This is a genomic window from Gracilibacillus pellucidus (assembly GCF_033949965.1).
GTDB lineage: Bacteria > Bacillota > Bacilli > Bacillales > Amphibacillaceae > Gracilibacillus > Gracilibacillus pellucidus.
This window is the reverse complement of sequence record NZ_JAWZSR010000001.1, coordinates 178,570-198,710: the sequence shown is the minus strand read 5'-3', so window position 1 is coordinate 198,710 and position 20,141 is coordinate 178,570. Positions and strand designations below refer to the sequence as shown.

The following is a 20,141-nucleotide window of genomic DNA, read 5'->3' as shown; positions in this document are numbered from 1 at the left end:
CCTAAAACAAAAAATCCACACAGTTCTGCCACATACCTCTTCCTAGGAAGGTACGCATCAAACTGTGTGGACTCCTCGTCTCCGACACTATCCTTAACTTGTTAACTCAAATTCTACACTAAAAATAAAGCGCTGTCAACGTTTTCTCTTAGTTGCAATTATTTATCTCCCTTTCACTTTTGCAACAAAAGTGTGATTATTAATACCCTCCTGCCCATTAACTTTCACTTTTCTGTGTTCTTCCTTTGGCAAATAGAAAGTTACTTTATCATACGGTAATAGATAATCACCATCCACCTCTGTTGTAATGTCGATCCATTCATCGCTACAGTTCATCTTCACCTTGAGGTATGTGTAATCTCCATCTTTATATTTATTTGTATAGCCATCATCTTCGTAAATGAACTCTTCTGCAACCCCACTCTGCTGATACGGAAACAGGAGCACTCCTCTTTCTTCCTCTTTATTACTGAATGTAATCTCTCCATCTCGAATCGGAATAATTGCTCCAGCTTGCGCATACATAGGAATAACCTCTAATGGGGCATCCGCTGTTATATTTGTTCCTGCTTCATAATATTTGTCCGTATTTACATCATACCAACCATGTTTATTATCTGGTAAGTATACATCACGCGAACGAGCACCTTGCTCTACAACATTTGCTATCAATAATTGATCACCAACAAGGAAGTCATCGTTTTCTTCAAATGTGTTTGCATCATGATCAAAATGATACAATGTCGGAGTCAAGATCGGCTTATAATCTTTATGTGCTTTATGCATAGCATTATAGATAAACGGAATCCATTTCACACGTTTTTTCATCAATTCTCGTATAAGTTCTAAATATTCCGGATACATCCATGGCACATTGACGGTTTTATCGTCATTCCAAGAATGAATTGTAAAACGAGGATGGAAAATACCATTCTGAATCCAACGAACGAACAATTCTGGATCAGGAGCTTTACCTGAGAAACCACCTACATCATGGCCAAAATTATACACTCCACTCATACTAAGGCTGAGACCCATCTTAATGTTATAACGGATCGTCTTCCATTCCGTGAAATTATCTCCTGACCATGTTTGTACATATTTCTGCATTCCGGCAGCTCCAGAACGAGAAATCAGATATGGCCGCACATTAGGATAAAATTCTCGCTGTGCTTCATATGATGCTTTCATCATTAACATCGTTTGAATTGGCTTAATATAACTCACCGAAAGCATATCACCAAAACCGTTAGCTTGAGCATTTTCATCCCAAATCTCATATTCGTTATTGTCATTCCAAGTAGAATCTATCCCATAGGATAATAATTGTTCTTTCACTTTATTTTTCCACCAATCGAACGTATCAGCGTTCGTGAAATCAAGATATGAACCTATATCATCCCAGAATTGAGATATTTCTGGTTCATTCAAATCTTTTGACAGGATAAAATAATTATTTGCCGCTAACTCTTCATAAAGTGGATGATCCTTTAATAACGCAGGCTTAATGTTAGCGCACAATCTAATACCATTCTCTTGAAAATTATTAATCATTTCTTCAGGAGACGGAATTTTGGAATAATCCCAATTAAAGACATAGCGTTTGTCACCTATACTTGTATATCCTGACGATAATTGGAAAGAATCGCATGGAATGTCATACTCTTTGCATAATTCCACGAACTTTTTCAATTGATCTTGTGCATCTGGTGCATCTGTATATGTCATTGTAGAACCTGAATAACCTAAACTCCACTTAGGCGGCATAATGGTTTGACCTGTAAGCTGTGAAAATGTTTCTACTACATCTTTAATACGAGGTCCTAACATAAAATAATAATCTAAGTTTCCTTTACTTGCTTGATAGTAACGATAGTATCCATGATAATTATCCAATTCGTTACCTAGATCAAAAATAGCATCACTATAATTATCATAATATAACCCATACGCTATCTTGTTATCATGGTTATATGTTATATAATATGGAATGTGCTTGTACAATGGATCAGTATGTTCTGCATCATATCCCATTGCATCAATGGTTTGCATTCGGTAACGTTTACCAGCTTTGTTTAGTGGACCACCTTTCTCACCAAGACCGTAATATGACTCATTGCGGTCTCGCTCCATGTAATGATAGACACCTTCTCCTAAGCTTTTATGAAAATTATAATTTTGTGTCTTACGATCATTCGCCACATGGATCCATTCGTTGTTTATTTTTGCATACCAGTGAAATTTTAGTCCATCTAACTCTACAACTGCTTTTAACTTTTCAGTAAAAATCTCTACTTCATTTGCTGTTTCTTTCAACTCAAATGTTGGTAAATCGAATGGAGATAAATCGTCTTTATCTCTTCCTTCTTTTGCAACATCTTCTGCTCCTGGTGTGATTGTCCATGTTTTGTTTAACAACGGATGTTGTTCTTCAGGGAAATATACCCTAAACACATCTTCCTCTAATACATATAAATGGGCTATTACATCATCACTACGAAACGTAATTGTATTATTTCTTGATTTTTCCAATTGAAAACGAATATTTTTTATCATATGTAAATCTCTCCTCCAATCTTTACATTAAACCTAACAATCTAGGAATCAATAAGCTTATCCACTCAAAATAAGTAACTAATAGTAGTGTAATAACCATTGGAATGTACAATTTAAATAATGGTTTAGTAACAGACTCTATTGGAACGTTTGCAATACTACTACCTACAAACAATGCACTACCTACAGGTGGTGTTGTTATACCAATACATAGATTTAAAATTAAAATTACACCAAAATGTACTGGATCAATTCCGATATTTGTTGCGATCGGTAAAAGAATCGGTGTAAAAATCAAAATAGCAGGAGTAATATCCATAAAGATACCTACTGCCAACAATATAACGTTCATTAACAGTAACAATATAATTGGATTTTCCGATACAGATAATAAAAGGTCTGTAATTTGCTGCGGAATACTACCATAAGCCATTACCCATGACATGATGGAAGAGGCTCCAACAAGGAATAAAACAATTCCTGTCATGACAATCGTTTCTTTTAAAATAGCTGGAATATCTGAAAGCTTTATTTGACGATAGAACGCAGCTAAAATCGCAGAATATAATACAGCAACTGCTGCCCCCTCTGTTGCAGTAAATATCCCCATAACAATCCCACCGATAACAACAACGATTAGTGATAGACTTGGGAGAGCATCTAAAACAACACGTATCGCCTGTTTAAAGGTTACTTTATTCGCAACAGGATATTTTTCTTTTTTCGCAATAAAGTATGCCATCATTATAATTGATAAACCTAGTAATATCCCTGGTAAATAACCTGCCATAAATAGTGCTGAAATCGATGTTCCACCACTGACTAACGAATAAACAATGAACGCAGTAGTCGGAGGAATTAATAGTCCAGCTGGTGCTGAAGCAATATTAACCGCTGCTGAGAATGCTGGATCATATTTTTCTTTTTTCTGTAGTGGATTCATGACGCTACCGATAGCTGCAGCTGATGCAACAGCAGAACCAGAAATAGAACCGAATAACATGTTACCGACAACATTAGTATGTGCCAATGAACCTGGCATCCGTCCAACAAATAACTTAGCTAAATTGATCAATCTAAGCGCTATCCCACCATTATTCATAATGCTTCCTGACAACATAAAGAAAATAATTGCTAATAGTGTAAAACTATTTATTCCTGAAAACAATTTTTGAGTTGCTGTAAATGTAATCATATCTAAAGGGACTAACGTCAGTGCAGCTAATAAGGAAGCTAAACCAATACCGATAGATATCGGCACACCAATCAGTAATAACACAACAAATGAACCAAATAAGACAATTGTAGCTAACAAACTTGGATCCATTTTACTCACACTCCTTCTTGATGATTGCCCGATAATTTTTCATATCAAGAAGCTTATACAAAATAATAAGGACACCACTAATTGGCATAATCAAATATACAATCCCTTTTGGAATACCTAATATAGGCGTATTTTGCATCATCGTAATTTGCACAGCATCTATTCCACCTTTTAATAAAATGACTACAGCAAACAAGATAATAATCAAGTCATTTAGAATAGTAATAATAAGTTTTCTTGATTTGGTTAATTTCTTCATCATAAATGTTAATGCTAAATGCTTATTTTCACCAAAAGCATATGTTGCACCTAACAAAGAGGTCCATACTAACAAAAAACCTAACAATTCATTCGTAAATGTACTTGGACTTTGTAAAATGTAGCGGGTGAACACTTGCCATAAAGCACCTATTACCAAAATGACAAGTAATATCGAAGCTACAAAGATAATACTACGATCTAATACTCGTTTTATTTTATCTATCATCATTAGATAACTTCTCCTTTTATCTTTCGAAATTATTCTAGTTATGCGTTTTCATCATTGTCTAATGCTTTTATATTGTTAATAATTGTCGTTACTTCTTCATTTTTCATCGCTTTCTCATGCATTGGCTGTACTAATTCAATGAATGGCTCCTTGTCTACTTCATTAAAAGTTACACCCATCTCTTCCGCTTCATGAACTGCCTCTTCAATTGCTTGTTCCCACAACTGTGTATGTTCTTCTCTTGCTTCACTTGCCGCTTCTTTGATAATAGGTTTTTCTTCATCTGATAGGCTATTCCACACATCACTGTTCATCACGATGATGTCTGGAATGTTTGTATGTTCTGTATAAGAAAAGTACTTCGCAACCTCCCCATGTTTACCGTTTGTTAATGCTGTTGGATTACTTTCTGCACCGTCGATCATCCCTTGTTGCAGAGCGGTGTATATTTCATTGTAGCTTAACGGTGTCGGTGTTCCACCAAAAATATTAGTCATATCAATCGCTGTCCGACTATCCATTACCCGAAAGCTTAGTCCACTTAAATCTTCCGGAGTTTCTACAGGTTTATCTATTGTATAAAAACTTCTTGCCCCAGAATCAAAATAGGATAAACCAACAAACCCTTTCTCTTCCGTTGAAAAATAAATATCATCTACAACGTCAGATTCCATAACATTTCGATAATGTGTGTCACTTGTAAAAATAAATGGTAACGAAAACACAGAGTACTCTTCAGAAAACGACTCTAGAGCACCAGCACTCACTTTCGTAATGTCAACGCTACCATTTTGCACCTGTTCTACTACTTCTGTCTCACTACCGAGCACTCCATTTGGCAAGATCTCAAATGTAATTTCACCATTTGTTTTTTCTGTAACGCTTTCAACAAACGTCATTAAAGCTTGATGAATCGGGTGACTTTCATTCATGTTATGTGCTAATTTTAATACCCTTGCTTCTTTATGTGAGGAAGATAGATTAGCATTAGATTCAACGTGAGCACAAGCCCCCAGAATTAATAATACAATCAACCCTATCCCAATTTTTAATAACTTCATTACTTGCTCCCCCCTAAACTTTCATCCCCAAACTTAATTAAATGGTTTAACAAACTAATTATTGATTGCAATAATTTCATGTACAAAAATCGTCTGTCCAACAGAAAAAGACCCACGACTAAAGAAAGTACGCGTTTTCATTTTTTAAAACGTATACTTACATAGCTTGGGTCTCCTTTTCTCCACAATTAGTCTATTAACTTATGGATAATGTTAAACGAATATTAAAACGCTGTCAATAATATATTAAAGTACGAAAAGCTCTTTATTAGATGTTGTTATCGCCACAGCACCACTTTCTAAAGCATTTTGAATATCCTTTTCTGTTTTGATTAAGCCTCCAGCTATTACCTTAATACCTGTTAATTCTATTATTTCACTAATAACGTTCGGCACAATCCCTGGTAGCACTTCAATATAATCTGGCTGTGTTTTCTTAATTAATTCAATATTTTTTTCAATTGCCGAACTATCAATTGCAAATAAGCGCTGAATAGCAACAATATTACTCTTTTTCGCCATTGAGATCACATTTGCTCTCGTTGATATAATGCCATCAACCTTCACATGTCTTACTAAAAACTCCATCCCATATTGATCTACCTTCAAACCATTTATCAAATCTGCATGAACAAACACTTTTTTATTATATTTCTTCGCATATTGCACAATTTGTGGTAATTGCGCAATCCTTGTCTCTAACACAATAAACGTGTCATGTTCACTCTTTAAAATATATTCAAAATCCTTCATTTTCCGGACAGCCGGTAATACTCCCTCAAGTTTCATCAAAAGTATCTCCTCTTTTATCGTTATTTGCGCTTTCATCCTTTTTAGCATAAACTGAACATGTGGTTTAACTCAACTATTTGCATGTTAATTATATGATTGATTATGAACATATAATTTCAGACAATTGCGACAACATTGAACGAAACAATATTCAAAATTTTAATTTCATGTTATTATATTAAAAGTGTCACTTTTATTTTATGTCGCTTTTTCATTCATAAACGATTCAGTGCATTGTGGAATCATTTATCTAAATTACGTCCTCTAACCAATTCCAACCAACTATCTATTGCAAGCTATTCAATGCAAGACACTATTACATGCCATGCATATATAAAAATTCAAACACCTTATTTGGATTAAAAACTTGAAAGGAAGTGGGACAATATGGTTACAGCATCAGAGGAAAAATCAAAAGTTTCATTGTGGAAAGATGCAGAATATTTAACAAAAATATTAGATGATGTGTTATTAAACGAAGGCGGCGACACACTTTTAAATACGGTTAAAGAAATTCGCACACTATCCACTGAATTCAGAGAGACTCAAGATAGAGCGACACAAGATAAAATGAAAGACCGCATTAATGAGTTGGAGCCAAGACTGCGCAGAAACGTCATTCGTGCCTTCTCCATTCATCTGCACTTATTAAATATTGCAGAGCAAAACTATCGTACTAGAAGACGTCGTGAATACCAAGCACAAGATGCAAATAGTATTCAACCAGGTTCATTGGAAGCAGGGGTAAACACACTGATTAATAACGATGTCACACCAGATCAGATTTCGGAATTACTTGGTAAACTATCGATTGAGTTAATTATGACTGCACACCCAACTGAGGCTACAAGAAGAACTATTTTACAAATTCATAAACGAATTGCGCGTTTATTAACAAATTGGGATTATTCATATACAAGATATGAGAAGAAAATGATTAAAGAACGGATCTCAAATGAAATTACGTTCCTATGGCAAACAGAAGAAATTCGTCAGAAAAAGCCTTCAGTTATGAAAGAAGTTTCGAACGGTTTATATTATTTTGACCGAGTATTATTTGATGTCTTACCAAAAATTCACGATGATTTAGAAGACATACTATATCAAAAATATAAAAAACGATGGACCATTCCATCTTTCCTTCGTTTTGGCTCTTGGATCGGTGGTGACCGTGACGGTAATCCGAATGTAAAAGCTACAACGACATATGATACACTGAAGAAACACCGCGAACTAGTGTTACGAAAATACAAAGAATCACTAGAAACATTGATGGATCGACTTAGCCATACTAGTTCAATGGTTACAGTAAGCGAAGAATTAACAGATTCAATCCGTAAAGATCGTAAAGACTTAGATTATAACGGTTGGCATAAAGATGATGAAGTTTATCGTGTAAAACTATCATTAATGCTCAAGAAAATTGAATACACTGTCAAAGATGATAAACGTGGTTATGGCAAGTCTGAAGAACTACTTGCAGATTTACAATTAATTCGTAAAAGTATGAAACTGCACCATCCCGTACATAAGCCCGTGAAGTTGTTACGCAAAGTAATTCGTCAAGTTGATTTATTTGGCTTCCACCTTGCTTCATTAGATATTCGAAACCATAGTGGAGAGCATGAATCAGCATTAACAGAGGTATTAAATAAAGTGGGGATCGTTGATAAATATACGGAGCTAGGTGAAGATAAAAAAGTAGAAACACTTACTTCTGTCTTAGAAAATCCACGTCCACTTATTTCCATTTATGATGAGTTCAGTACAGAGACATTAGAAGTAATTAATACATTCCGTATGATCAAGCGTGCTCAAGATACATTCGGTTTACGCGCAATTGAAGTGTACTTAATCAGTATGACAGACAATGTTAGTGATCTACTAGAAGTATTAGTATTAGCAAAAGAAGCAGGATTATACCGTGTATATCCAGACGGAAAGGTAATGAGCCGTCTCCATGTGGCACCGTTACTTGAAACGATTGAAGACCTGAAAAATGGGCCAGAAATGGTGAAAAAATTATTTAACATCCCATTGTATCGTAAACACCTTGAAGCACGTGGTGACTTACAAGAAATCATGCTCGGTTATTCAGATAGTAGTAAAGACGGAGGAAATATTACGGCAAACTGGGAACTGTACCAAGCACAACAAGAAATCCATGATATTGCTGCTAGCTATGGTATTAAGCTTAAGTACTTCCATGGTCGTGGTGGATCACTCGGTCGTGGTGGTGGACCATTATATGCTAGCTTATTATCACAACCTGCTGTTACATTAGGCGATGGCGTGAAAATTACGGAACAAGGTGAAGTGTTATCCTCACGTTATTTACTAGAAGGCATTGCATACCGAAGTTTGGAGCAAGCTCTTTCTACATTATTAACAGGTATTATGGGGCTTAATGATGATAATACAAGTATGGAACCATCTCAAGAAGAAGTTGATGCAATGAGTTCTATTTCTGATTTTGCTTTAGAAAAATACCAATCTTTAGTATTTGAAGATCCTGGTTTCCTTCAATACTTTAATCAAGCAACTCCTTTACATGAATTAGGTGACTTAAATATCGGTTCCAGACCAATGAAACGTAAAGGTAGTGATCGATTTGAAGACCTCCGAGCAATTCCTTGGGTATTTGCTTGGACACAGAGTCGCCAATTACTACCAGCTTGGTACGCAACAGGAACTGGTATTAAAAAATACCTTGAGCAAACTGGTAATCTTGAATTGTTACAGAAAATGTATCGCAATTGGCCATTCTTCACGGCAACGATTAATAACTTGCAAATGGCATTAACGAAAGCAGACATTCAAACAGCACAGGAATATGCCAATATGATGCAAGACACAGAAATTAGTACTCGTATTTTCCAAGCTATTAAAGATGAGTATGACGTAACAAAAGAAGTTATTTTACAAATTTCTGGTCAAAATGAATTACTAGACAACCGTCAAAATATTAAAGACTCTGTTAGACTACGAAATCCTTTAGTAGATCCACTGAACCTACTACAAATTCAGCTTGTATCGAAACTACGTAATCAAGAAGAGGATAGTGCAGAGTATAACGAATTATTAATGGAAGCACTTCTTACCATTAATGGTGTCGCTGCAGGACTTCGTAATACAGGTTGATAATTATATTGAAAGGGGCTGCCGGTACAATCAGATACTTGATTGTGCTAGCAGCCCCTTTTTCGTAGTCTTAAAGCGAGAGTCTACGTTGCTCTATGTTGGATAATCGATGAAATGCGCTCACTCATTTTGATTGATGGATAGTGGATAACTCATCGCTACGTCAGAATACTCCGTTTGTGCCCAGAGGGTGAAAGCGGAATGATTTGCCAGCACTCATCATCAATAGAATGGAAGAAAACACACCTAAGCAGAGATTCTCGCTTTTAGTCTGCATAAGTTAATGTATAGTATTCCTGCTGTTCATTTTTCATTTTAAAATTTGTGTCCGAATTGTGAATAAAATGTTACATCTTTTTGAACGTTTGTGTTATACTATAATTGTAAACACTTACAAAAAATTTTACAAATGAGGTGACTCAGTATGAATATTATATTAATTTTCTTGCTGATTTTTAGCTTCACCCCTTTTCTACTTTGGGCAGATAACTGGAAGAAAACTGCAATTGGGCAAATTCCTTTCGTTATTGGTGCATGGTTTACTTTTGTAAAATATGTAGCTGTTGGTATAGGACCTAATGAACAATATTTATGGTTACTATTCAATGCCAACCTCGTTTACGGTCACATCGCATTTACGATCATTCTACTTGAAATGCGTAAATCGATGAAACTTCGTCGACCATACGTACAATAATAACTACGATGGTGCGCCTTGCACCATCTATTTTTTTGCTTTTAATTGAATGTAAACGTTATCTATTTTATACTACAGTTATGAATGAATATTTTTACAAAATCATACATAGATAAACGATCTGACGTTTTCTATTATTTTATGTATGACGAGTTACTACATATTATTAATTAAATTGCATAATTAGTGTAGATGAAAACGGAGGGGAAATATGAAAATTATTGTTGCGCCCGACTCTTTTAAAGGTAGTTTAACCGCTACTGAAGTAGCTTATACAATAAAGGATGCTCTTTTACAAAGTGGTGAGCATCAAGTTATAACGAAACCGATGGCTGACGGTGGTGAAGGTACTATTGAGGCTATTTTATCAGCAACTGACGGAGAGCGTGTCCAGATCCGTACACTCGGACCTCTCGGTAATGGGATCCATACTAGTTATGCTATTATTCATGAAACGACCGCTGTCATCGAAACAGCGATGCATGCTGGACTATATCAAGTTCCTGCTGAACAGAGAAATCCTGATAATGTGACTACATATGGTATCGGACAAGCTATTTTACATGCTTTAGACAAAGGTTGTCGTCAATTCATTATTGGTCTTGGAGGTAGCGCTACCAATGATGGTGGTCTTGGGATGTTACAAGCACTTGGCTTAAAAGCATTTGATCATAGTGGAAATACTCTTGATAAGTTCGGAAAAGATTTACTACATATGGACTCCATTCAATTAGAACAGTTAGATCCTAGACTTAGCCAAGCGACATTTCGAATCGCTTGTGATGTAGATAATCCTCTATGCGGACAACTTGGGGCAAGTAATGTTTATGGTCCACAAAAAGGAGCAACGCCAGAACAAATCCCTCTATATGATCAAGCACTACACCATTTTGCAAACTTAATAGAAGCACAACTAACTGACAACTATCAGGATATTGCAGGTAGTGGTGCTGCAGGCGGCTTAGGATTCGCCTTTCTTGCTCTAGGAGGGAAATTACAATCTGGATCTGGTTTAATTGCTGATATTATTTCTCTTGAACAAAGTATCAAAACAGCAGATCTGGTCTTCACTGGTGAAGGACAAAGTGATGAGCAAACATTATATGGTAAAGCTCCTGGATTCGTTGCTAAAGTTGCTAATAAATATCAAGTACCAGTCATTTTATTATCAGGTAGTTTAGGGAATAATATCGACAAATTAAGTAATCATTTTGCAGGATGTTTTTCAATTGTCAATAAACCACTAAGTCTAGCTGAATGCATGACGAACAGCAAATCCCTTTTAAGAGAGCAATCTCAACAAATCATCCATCTAATTGATGTACTATTAAAAGCAAGATAACTTGTTTCCTTCGTCGCTTTTTGCGATAATAATAAAAGGCTTCCATCAGTTTTATTGTCGCTGGTGGTAAATGACACGCTAAAAGTAAACATACTAACTAAGAAAACCATACAAGGAGGTCTTTTGTTTGACTGAATCAATGTACAATAATACCAAATTAAAAGTATTTTCTTTAAGCTCTAACGTGGCACTTGCTGAAGAAATTGCACAACACATTGGTATTGAACTAGGTAAATCCTCTGTTAAAAGATTTAGTGACGGAGAAATTCAGATTAATATCGAAGAAAGTATTAGAGGATGTGATGTATTCGTCATTCAATCTACTTATGATCCTGTTGAGGACCATATGATGGAACTGCTCATTATGATTGATGCTTTAAAAAGAGCTTCCGCTAATTCAGTCAACGTCGTAGTGCCATACTACGGTTACGCTCGTCAAGATCGAAAATCTCGCGCACGAGAACCCATTACAGCAAAGCTAATAGCAGACCTAATGCAGACAGCTGGGGCAACAAGAATCATTTCCATTGATCTGCATGCCCCACAAGCACAAGGATTCTTTAATATTCCTGTTGATCCAATTACATCAGTACCTATCATCGGTAGCTACTTGCAAGCGAAGCAATTAGAAGATGTGGTCGTCGTAGCCCCAGACCATAGCAGTGTTTCACGCGCTAGACAGTTAGCTGATCAATTAAAAGCACCTATCGCTATTGTTGATCGTCGAGGAGCTCAAGACAGTGCTTCTACCATAAATATTGTCGGAGAAGTACAAAATAAAACAGCCATTATTATTGATGATATTATTGATACAGGTAGACGAATTGCTACAAGTACGGAAGCTCTAAAAAATCACGGCACAACCGAAGTATATGCGTGTACAACACACCCAGTACTTTCTGGTATTGCCGTAAATAAAATTCAAGAGTCAGATATAAAAGAGCTGATTGTTACCAATACCATTCCATTAAATGAAGAAAAACAAGTGGATAAAATCACTCAATTAACAGTCGGTCCTGTTGTAGCAGACGCAATTATTCGTTTATATGAACAACAATCTGTTAGCTCCTTGTTCAACTAAAAAATCATTTTCTTTAAGCAACCAGTTATCTGCCAAATAACTGGTTGCTTTTTCATCTATTTTCTCTTTTATTTTATAGATACACATGGTTATTATTGTTAAAATGAAGTAAGTCTTCCTTTTATTAGAAGACTTAACTTTCACACTAAAATAGGAGGGTACATATGGATGTATTAAAAGCGATTAAAAGTAGAAGAGAAATAACAAAATATCTTGACCAAAAAATCGAAACCGATGTATTAGAAGCAGTTGTAGATGCTACTTATTACGCACCTACAGGCAATAACTTACCGTCGAAAGATATTATCGTTGTGACAGATCACCAAAAATTGATTGCTCTAAAAGACACAACCCCTTTCATGCCTTGGATCGAACAGGCAAAAGCGGCAATTGCTATCACTGGACGACCAGACGTCAGCAAATATTGGCTACAGGATAGTTCGATAGCAGCAGGTTATTGCTGGTTAGAGGCAGTGGAACAAGGATTAGTTGGTGCATTCGGTGCTATTTATCATGCGGAAGATCAAGAAGAATCTGAAAAACGTGAAAAACATGCTCGCACAATCTTGTCTATCCCAGAAGATCGGCGTGTAGTAGCCATTATCGGACTCGGATATCCTGCTGAGACAAAACCACCGAAAGAACATATTGCGAGAGAAAAGATTGTACATTATGAAGGATTTCAACAATAGATTACTAGATTTGTGTCTTTCACCAAGTACGATGAAAGACACTTTTTAATTTAAATTATATTTCTTTTATTTTTATATTCCCTACAAGTAAAACTAGCCCCTTTCATCCAATAGTTCCCTCAAGCTCCACTCCCTCCCTTCTAAATAAATCCTATCTCCTTCCATTCTCGGTTTTTCATCCTTCCTTTGTATTGGATCTCCATAAAAAGCGTGAACTAATAGATGCCTTCCCTTATTTAAAGACTATGTATCTAGTAACAACCTTTCTACATCTTGTTTTGTTTGTAATTGGTTTCGTTTCATGATCACCCTCCTAGGAAATTAAACGCAAATCGAATCGTCATGTTTTTTTCTAGATCTATTGCGTCAAATAAAATATGTAGATAATATTCTTGTTCACCTTGATGATTACGAAAACTTTTCCTCTTCACGTTAGGTATGACTTTCGTTTGCTCATATGAGATTTGTAGCGTTTCTTTTTTCCCTTTTAAATAAATCGTCTGATCCTGTATATCATATGGAAAATCGTCGGCAATAAATGATTCCGTCAAAGAAGAAGGTTGCTCGTCAAATGTAAAACAATCCGTAACTATTAGCTGCGGCTTATCTGATTTATACCAATCGAACTGACGGAAAAATCTTAATGGCTCTTCATATGCACTACTTATATCTAATTTTATGCTCTCATGGGTATTACTTTCATGATGTTTTTTCATTGTGCCGAAAAAATGGGCACCTTCTCGTTGATATAGACCATTGATGACAGGGATGGAATGACCTTCAGCACTATTACAGACAAATTGGTACCTTTTATCGTTAAAATAATCTTTATGGTACTCACCAGATCCTAAATCACGTAAAAACACATCCCCTCTTCCATAAAGGATAAACTGGCCAATATCATTGTGATTATGTGGCTCATCATTGTGACCAGCTTTTGCCGCAAAGGCATATGCATCCATACGAGATAAATAAATAGAGGAATGTTCCATCAAATGGTCCTCATTTGGCCATTCACTTCCTTTTAATCGTTCATCATACCACCATAATTCACGAATCGCTGGCGCCCACCTTCCACAATCGTCAACAATATTCGTCTTCCTCATGCTCTCTCGTGGTACATGTACTTCAGGGAATTTCTTATGCAAAAAATGAGTAAAGCCAAGCATCGGTTCTGCTGTCGGTTCCGCATCAGAGAAATGAACGACATAGTGATTTGCCAAGAAAACTTTTTGCTGAAATAAAGCAACCGCTCTCACTTTTTCCTTACCGAATAAGTCAATCTGTCGATATCGTTGTAAAAGATCCGCAAAATAGACAAAGTAACCAAATCCATATTGCCAATAGCTATAACCTTCTGTACAAGCTCCATCTTCTTCAAATCCTTGCAAATAATAATCCAACGTGTGCATAACTCTATTAATTATCTCTTCTTGTCGCCCGTCTCCTTCTAATAAATAGAAGGCAGCCACTCCGATTGACCCTGCACAAACTGATGCCCAATTATGTGTTGCCTTTTCCCAATGAAAAGAGCGTTCTAAAAATGGCTCAAAAACGCGGCGGTCTATTTCTATTTTTACTTTCTCGACAAGAAAATCGTCTAATTGATTGTGAAAAAGATGGACAAGTTCCGCTAAAGTAAATGCTGTCTCCGCAGCAAAAAGGTCAACTGTAAATAACAACTGATTGGTTTGTTTATACGTCTGATAGTCTTGTTCTTCCAAACTAGTATCGATGTGTGCAGGTAAGCACCAAGTGAATTCATTACATACATGCCATATTTCGTTTTCTAATGCTTCGATATACTGTTGGTCTCCTGGATAAAGAAAAGCTAATAAACCAAATGTCGTTAATTTTTTCCGCCGATAGAAATACACCGACTCATAGTTCTTGCGATTACCAGTAACCATAAATTCTCTGTAAGTTTTAAAATCTAACTTTCCATGAGCGGTATGGAGAAATCGTTCTACGTCCTGTTTCAATTGACTAATAATGTTTTTGCTCCCATTGTTTATCATTTTACTTTTACTCCGTTCCATATACGACCTCGATATTCAAGTGGTGTACACCCAACTTGCTTTTTAAAAATTTTGATAAAATAGCTTTGATTATCATACCCAAGCTGTTCACATATTTGTCCAACTGAATCATCGCTGACTTCCAGCAGTTCTTTAGCACGATCTATCTTTCTTTGTTTCACATATTCAACGAATGTAATCTGCATTTCTTTTTTAAACAGTCGACTAAAATAACTAGCATTCAAATATAAATATGCTGCTACTTCGTCTAAAGAAAGTTTTTTCTCCATATTTTCTGCCACATAATAACATGCATTCACTACATCTTTATGATAATGATCTTTTAATCGCTTACTGGTCTCGTGTAACCATTTCTCCATATAGTTTATTAGCCAGCCTTTCATTTCATAGATCGTATCTAGTTGAAACACTTCTTCTTGTATAGATTCCACACGATATCCAGATTGAAAATAGGGAATCGTCCGTAATTGCATGTTTACATCTACTATGATTTTTAGAAATCCTTCTTTCACAATTTTGGGTGAATATTGCTTCGATAGGCAAATATCTATCCATGCAGACAATTTTTTCTTAAATACTAAAATATCTCCTTGAAACAATGCTTTTTTCAAATCATTTGCCGCATCCTGATAATAGTGAAAAATCTCTTGTCTATCATTCGAAGAAGTGACTTCTAACGGAACAATCGAATTATTAGGAGTGAAAAACATTTGTTGTTCACTGTTTAATAACGTTATTATTTCTTGCTTTATGGCGGGAACAGTACACTTGTCACCAATCAAGAAACTGACCTGAATCATCAAATAATGATTCAAAGCCTGTTGTAATTCTTGTAGTAAATCACGTAACGATCCGAAACTATCATATTTAATGGATAATTGATGAGGATAAAAAAGAAATCCCTTGTTTTGTTTATAATGAACAATTAAAACATTGTTTGGAAACGTCCTTTCAATTACTTCTTTCATCACATTATAAATTGCAAATTGTAAGGTATCGTCAGAGTGATAGTTTTTCTTCATTTGATAATAGTCATTCACCAAAAAATACACGGGAATATATGATGCACTCGCATCAAAGTTTTCTAATATTTTATTTGATGACCCTTGAACAAGCTGGCCCAATAGCTGTTGATTTTCCATATCTATATTCATTTTTACTTTATGACGCAGTTGCTTTACCTCTACTACTTGCAAGCTATCATTCTCCAATCTTTTCTTTGAGGTGATTAGAACTTCCTCCATATCTTCTGGATTTAATGATTCCTTTAATAGATAATCCTTCACCCCTAATTTAATTGCTTGTTGTGCATAGGAGAATTCATTATGGCAAGAAATAAGTGCTACTTGTAAATTTGGCCTTCGTTTTTTTAACGCTTTAATAAGCTCGAGCCCGTTCATTTTAGGCATACCTATATCGGTGATTAATATATCTGGCATTTTCTTTTTCGCAAAGTGATAAGCTTGTAACCCATTCTCATGCGTGCTCAACAGTTCCAAACCTAATTTTCCCCAATTGATTTCTTTAGCTAAAAATTCAACTGTCGGATAATCATCATCAACTAACATGACTTTGTACATTACCTTCACCACCTAAAGGAATCTTGATCATTATCGTTGTACCAACATGTAGTTTACTGTCTATCTTCATTTCAGGTTTTATTTGATAGGAAAGCTGTAACCGCTCATAAACATTCGTCAAGCCAATGCTAGAAAACCCTTTATTAGAACGCTTAGCCACTTTTGATGAACATAGTGATTGATTTAACTGAGCCAATTGCTTTTCACTTATTCCTTCTCCATTATCATGTATATGAATATATAATACTTTTTCTTTCACATTTGCTTCGATCTTTATGACACCTGGTCCCTGATTAAGTCCATGAATGATAGCATTTTCAATTAGTGGTTGTAGTAAAAACCTTGGCACTAATTGTTGCTCAGCCTCTGATGCAACAACTACTTCTAACACTACCTTATTTTTTTGCCGCATATTCATGAGATAAACATAATCCTGCATTAATTTGATTTCATCAAATAAGGTGATTTGATCTTCCTTATGATCAATAGTCCATCGTAATAATGTAGAAAGTGACTGAATCATACCAGCACTTTCTTTATCACCAAATGTATAAACTTTCATCCTTATAGAATTCAGTACATTAAATAAAAAATGTGGGTTAATCTGTGCTTGAAGCATTGCTAGTTCCGCTTTTCTTTTTCTTTTATGTGTTTGGTTAACTTCCTCAATCATTCCATTTACCTGATCAAGCATATGATTGAATGATTGTGAAAACTGCCCAATTTCATCTGTGGAATCAACAGTTGCTCTCACCGTTAAATCGCCTTTTTGTACTTTTTCCACCACTCTATCCAAATGCCGTAACGGTTTAGTGATTCTGTTCATTAAATATGCTAATAGGATAAAAAATATGGCAAAAGAAATAGCTAAGAATAGAAATACTTTCGAAAAAATAGCATTAATATTAGAAGTAGCTACTTTATATGGAATAATAGAAACTAGCTTCCAGTCATTAAAAGTTAAATCTTTGTTCGTAACGACATACTTTTGATCATTCGATTCCACGACCTGTGAGTTTTCTATCAAATGAATATCTGTTAACATCGCAGCTTTTTGACCAATCATCGCCGGGTCTTTATGTGATAAAATTTGATCATCACTATCTACCAACATAATTTCTTCCAACCGATTTTGATTTTGCAAAATATGACGGATTTTTGTTTCAAGTAACGTCACAATTACATAGCCGTAAATCCCTTTATTGCTATCACGTAATGTTCTTGCAACAGAAAGTTGATATGGATTCTGAATACGTTCATATGTCAACATAGTCGGTTCTACACCAGACCAGTAAGACTCAAAGCCATTAAAATCGTCCAATTCCTTTAACCATTGCTGTTGATAAAACGAAAGCGGATCAAATTGACCTGTTGAATAATTAGTATAGTATTGGCCATTTTTCAATAAAATCGTTACATACGATTTTTCTCCTAACAACGTAATATTTTCAATTGTTTTCCGCACTTGACGGTCTTCTAAATAATCCTTATAGCTTTGAGCATCTATCTCATCTAATGTCATGTTAGATTTATTTTTCAATATCGTATTTAATTCAGAATCAATTTGAACGAAATTAGAAGCATTCATCACATCATCCATTACTCTTGATACATTTTCTTCAATCAAATCTAGCTCTTTTGTCGCATTCATCATCGCTTGTTCTTCCACAGCATCCCTTGTTAAATAACTATATATCAATAATGTCATTAATACCGGGATTCCTATACAAATAAAAGATGCGAGAAAAACCTTAGAACGAAAAGAAGGAGACGTTAATCTCCGGAATTCAGTCCACATAGTCATCCTCCTCTATTACAAGAATGTCAGGGGACAACGGAATTAACGTCCCTTATATGAATTGTAAACGCTTTAATACAACCAATTCAACCTTTACTATTGATTATTCTCCATAATATCTTGTGCTTGCTCATGCATGGCATTAATCGTTTCTTCAATATTTTGTTCTTCATAAATTAATTTCTCGTATTCATCATTTGCCATCTGATAAATTTCTGCCTGATATGGAGCTGGTGGAATTAGTTTAGATGCTTTGGAGTTTTGCAATACGGAAATAAGCGCTTCTTTATCTACTTTTTCCGGATTATTCGTATCATCTAATATAAGATCGACAATGTTTTCTAATTCTTCGTCACCTACACCATTCCAAGAAGGGATATTTTTCCCCTGAACAATTTGACCTTCCGTTGTATACCAACGAATAAACTCGTAAGCTGCTTCCTTATGTTCCGAATTAGAAGCAACTGCCATATAATCTGTCGTAACCGGGGTATAACCGCCATCGTCATCTGCATTATTTTTCGGATATGGTGCTATCCCCACATTAAAATCTAGTGGAAATTGATCTGTACCACCAAGTTCTGTATTCATCCAGCTTCCGATTGTAACAAGGCTGGCATCTTGGTTAAAGAAGGTATCACGATAATGTAGTTGTTGGGACATAATATCGGTATATGGTGTAGCAGATTGATCTTCTTTCTCCATTTGCCAGCGAAGCTCTAATGTCTTCTTAAACATTGGGTCCTCAAAGTTAGAACTTCCATCTGCCTTTAGTAATTCTGTTTCTTCAGGTTTACTTGCGAGAGCTAATTTTAAATATTCCATCCAGCCACCGTTTTGCGGACCATGGAAGAAGGTTCCATAGTGATCATCGGTTGTTAGTTGATTGGCATAGTCAGCAAATTCATCCCAAGTCCAATCTGTAGGCATTTCTAAGCCTGCTTCATCTAAATGATCTTGATTGACCAGTACATACCAAGGATTAAATTTGCCTGGAAGAGCATAATATTGGTCATCCAATTGTGTATTTACTTTATACTCCTCTGTTACGTCATACCCTTCTTCTTCAATAAATTCATCAATCGGTGCAACCATACCTAAATCAACCCGTTGAGCATAAGAAGCAGGATCACTAAACATCAATACATCTAATTGTTCACCAGATGATGCTGCAAGGTCTAATTTCTGCAATGCTTCATTTGTATCCCCTTTTTCACTTAATATAACTAATTCTACTTCAATATTCGGATATTCTTCTTCAAATGCTGGAATCGTTTCTGACCAGTTATAAGATGCTTCATTTCCATGTGTGTGAAACATAATTTTCACTGGTTCATCAGAACTCGCTTCCTCATCTTCCTTATCACTTTCTTGTTGTTCAGTATTATCTTCATCTGTGTCAGAACTTGTAGCTGGTTCGTCATCACTACTACTGCAAGCTGCTAAAATGCCGAGGAATAATGTTATACTTAATAAAAAGAGCAATAACTTACTTTTCATTTTTATACCCCCTACGCCTTTTTGTAAACCCTTACAATATTAATG

At 35.5% G+C, this 20,141-nt stretch carries 14 protein-coding genes; 5 read left to right on the top strand and 9 right to left on the bottom strand.

What is annotated here, in order from left to right; translation table 11 throughout:
- Positions 1-162 precede the first annotated feature (162 nt).
- From SH601_RS00925 to SH601_RS00905, 5 genes are all read right to left on the bottom strand, one after another.
- Positions 163-2,556, bottom strand: coding sequence for a glycoside hydrolase family 31 protein (locus SH601_RS00925; RefSeq protein WP_319956338.1), 2,394 nt, complete (start codon positions 2,554-2,556; stop codon positions 163-165).
- 22 nt (positions 2,557-2,578) lie between these two features.
- Positions 2,579-3,883, bottom strand: coding sequence for a TRAP transporter large permease (locus SH601_RS00920; RefSeq protein ID WP_319956337.1), 1,305 nt, complete (start codon positions 3,881-3,883; stop codon positions 2,579-2,581).
- Between the two features lies 1 nt (position 3,884).
- Positions 3,885-4,373: a TRAP transporter small permease gene (locus SH601_RS00915; protein WP_319956336.1), complete on the bottom strand. Its 489-nt coding sequence runs from the start codon at positions 4,371-4,373 to the stop codon at positions 3,885-3,887.
- A 38-nt stretch (positions 4,374-4,411) separates the two neighbouring features.
- On the bottom strand, positions 4,412-5,434 hold the full coding sequence (locus SH601_RS00910; RefSeq protein WP_319956335.1) for a TRAP transporter substrate-binding protein: 1,023 nt from the start codon (positions 5,432-5,434) through the stop codon (positions 4,412-4,414).
- A 246-nt stretch (positions 5,435-5,680) separates the two neighbouring features.
- A complete protein-coding gene (locus SH601_RS00905) occupies positions 5,681-6,223 on the bottom strand; it encodes a glycerol-3-phosphate responsive antiterminator (protein WP_319956334.1) in 543 nt (180 codons plus the stop codon).
- A 390-nt stretch (positions 6,224-6,613) separates the two neighbouring features.
- On the opposite strand from SH601_RS00905, the gene ppc reads away from it, so the two are divergent.
- From ppc to SH601_RS00880, 5 genes are all read left to right on the top strand, one after another.
- Positions 6,614-9,367, top strand: a complete 2,754-nt coding sequence (ppc, locus tag SH601_RS00900; protein ID WP_319956333.1) for a phosphoenolpyruvate carboxylase — start codon at positions 6,614-6,616, stop codon at positions 9,365-9,367.
- A 424-nt stretch (positions 9,368-9,791) separates the two neighbouring features.
- A complete protein-coding gene (locus SH601_RS00895; RefSeq protein ID WP_319956332.1) occupies positions 9,792-10,064 on the top strand; it encodes a spore morphogenesis/germination protein YwcE in 273 nt (90 codons plus the stop codon).
- Positions 10,065-10,275: 211 nt separating this feature from the next.
- On the top strand, positions 10,276-11,406 hold the full coding sequence (locus SH601_RS00890; protein ID WP_319956331.1) for a glycerate kinase: 1,131 nt from the start codon (positions 10,276-10,278) through the stop codon (positions 11,404-11,406).
- 139 nt (positions 11,407-11,545) lie between these two features.
- Positions 11,546-12,487: a ribose-phosphate diphosphokinase gene (locus SH601_RS00885; RefSeq protein WP_319956831.1), complete on the top strand. Its 942-nt coding sequence runs from the start codon at positions 11,546-11,548 to the stop codon at positions 12,485-12,487.
- 164 nt (positions 12,488-12,651) lie between these two features.
- Complete coding sequence (locus tag SH601_RS00880; RefSeq protein WP_319956330.1) at positions 12,652-13,179, top strand: nitroreductase family protein; 528 nt, start codon at positions 12,652-12,654, stop codon at positions 13,177-13,179.
- A 305-nt stretch (positions 13,180-13,484) separates the two neighbouring features.
- Here SH601_RS00880 and SH601_RS00875 read toward each other — a convergent pair whose 3' ends face one another.
- From SH601_RS00875 to SH601_RS00860, 4 genes are all read right to left on the bottom strand, one after another.
- Complete coding sequence (locus SH601_RS00875; protein ID WP_319956329.1) at positions 13,485-15,197, bottom strand: heparinase II/III family protein; 1,713 nt, start codon at positions 15,195-15,197, stop codon at positions 13,485-13,487.
- The gene (locus SH601_RS00870; protein ID WP_319956328.1) at positions 15,194-16,798 is read right to left on the bottom strand and encodes a response regulator transcription factor; all 1,605 of its coding nucleotides are present in this window, start codon (positions 16,796-16,798) and stop codon (positions 15,194-15,196) included. The genes SH601_RS00875 and SH601_RS00870 overlap by 4 nt, the downstream gene beginning before the upstream one ends.
- Positions 16,776-18,596, bottom strand: coding sequence for a sensor histidine kinase (locus SH601_RS00865; RefSeq protein ID WP_319956327.1), 1,821 nt, complete (start codon positions 18,594-18,596; stop codon positions 16,776-16,778). The genes SH601_RS00870 and SH601_RS00865 overlap by 23 nt, the downstream gene beginning before the upstream one ends.
- 96 nt (positions 18,597-18,692) lie before the next feature.
- Positions 18,693-20,096, bottom strand: coding sequence for an ABC transporter substrate-binding protein (locus tag SH601_RS00860; protein WP_319956326.1), 1,404 nt, complete (start codon positions 20,094-20,096; stop codon positions 18,693-18,695).
- Positions 20,097-20,141 lie beyond the last annotated feature (45 nt).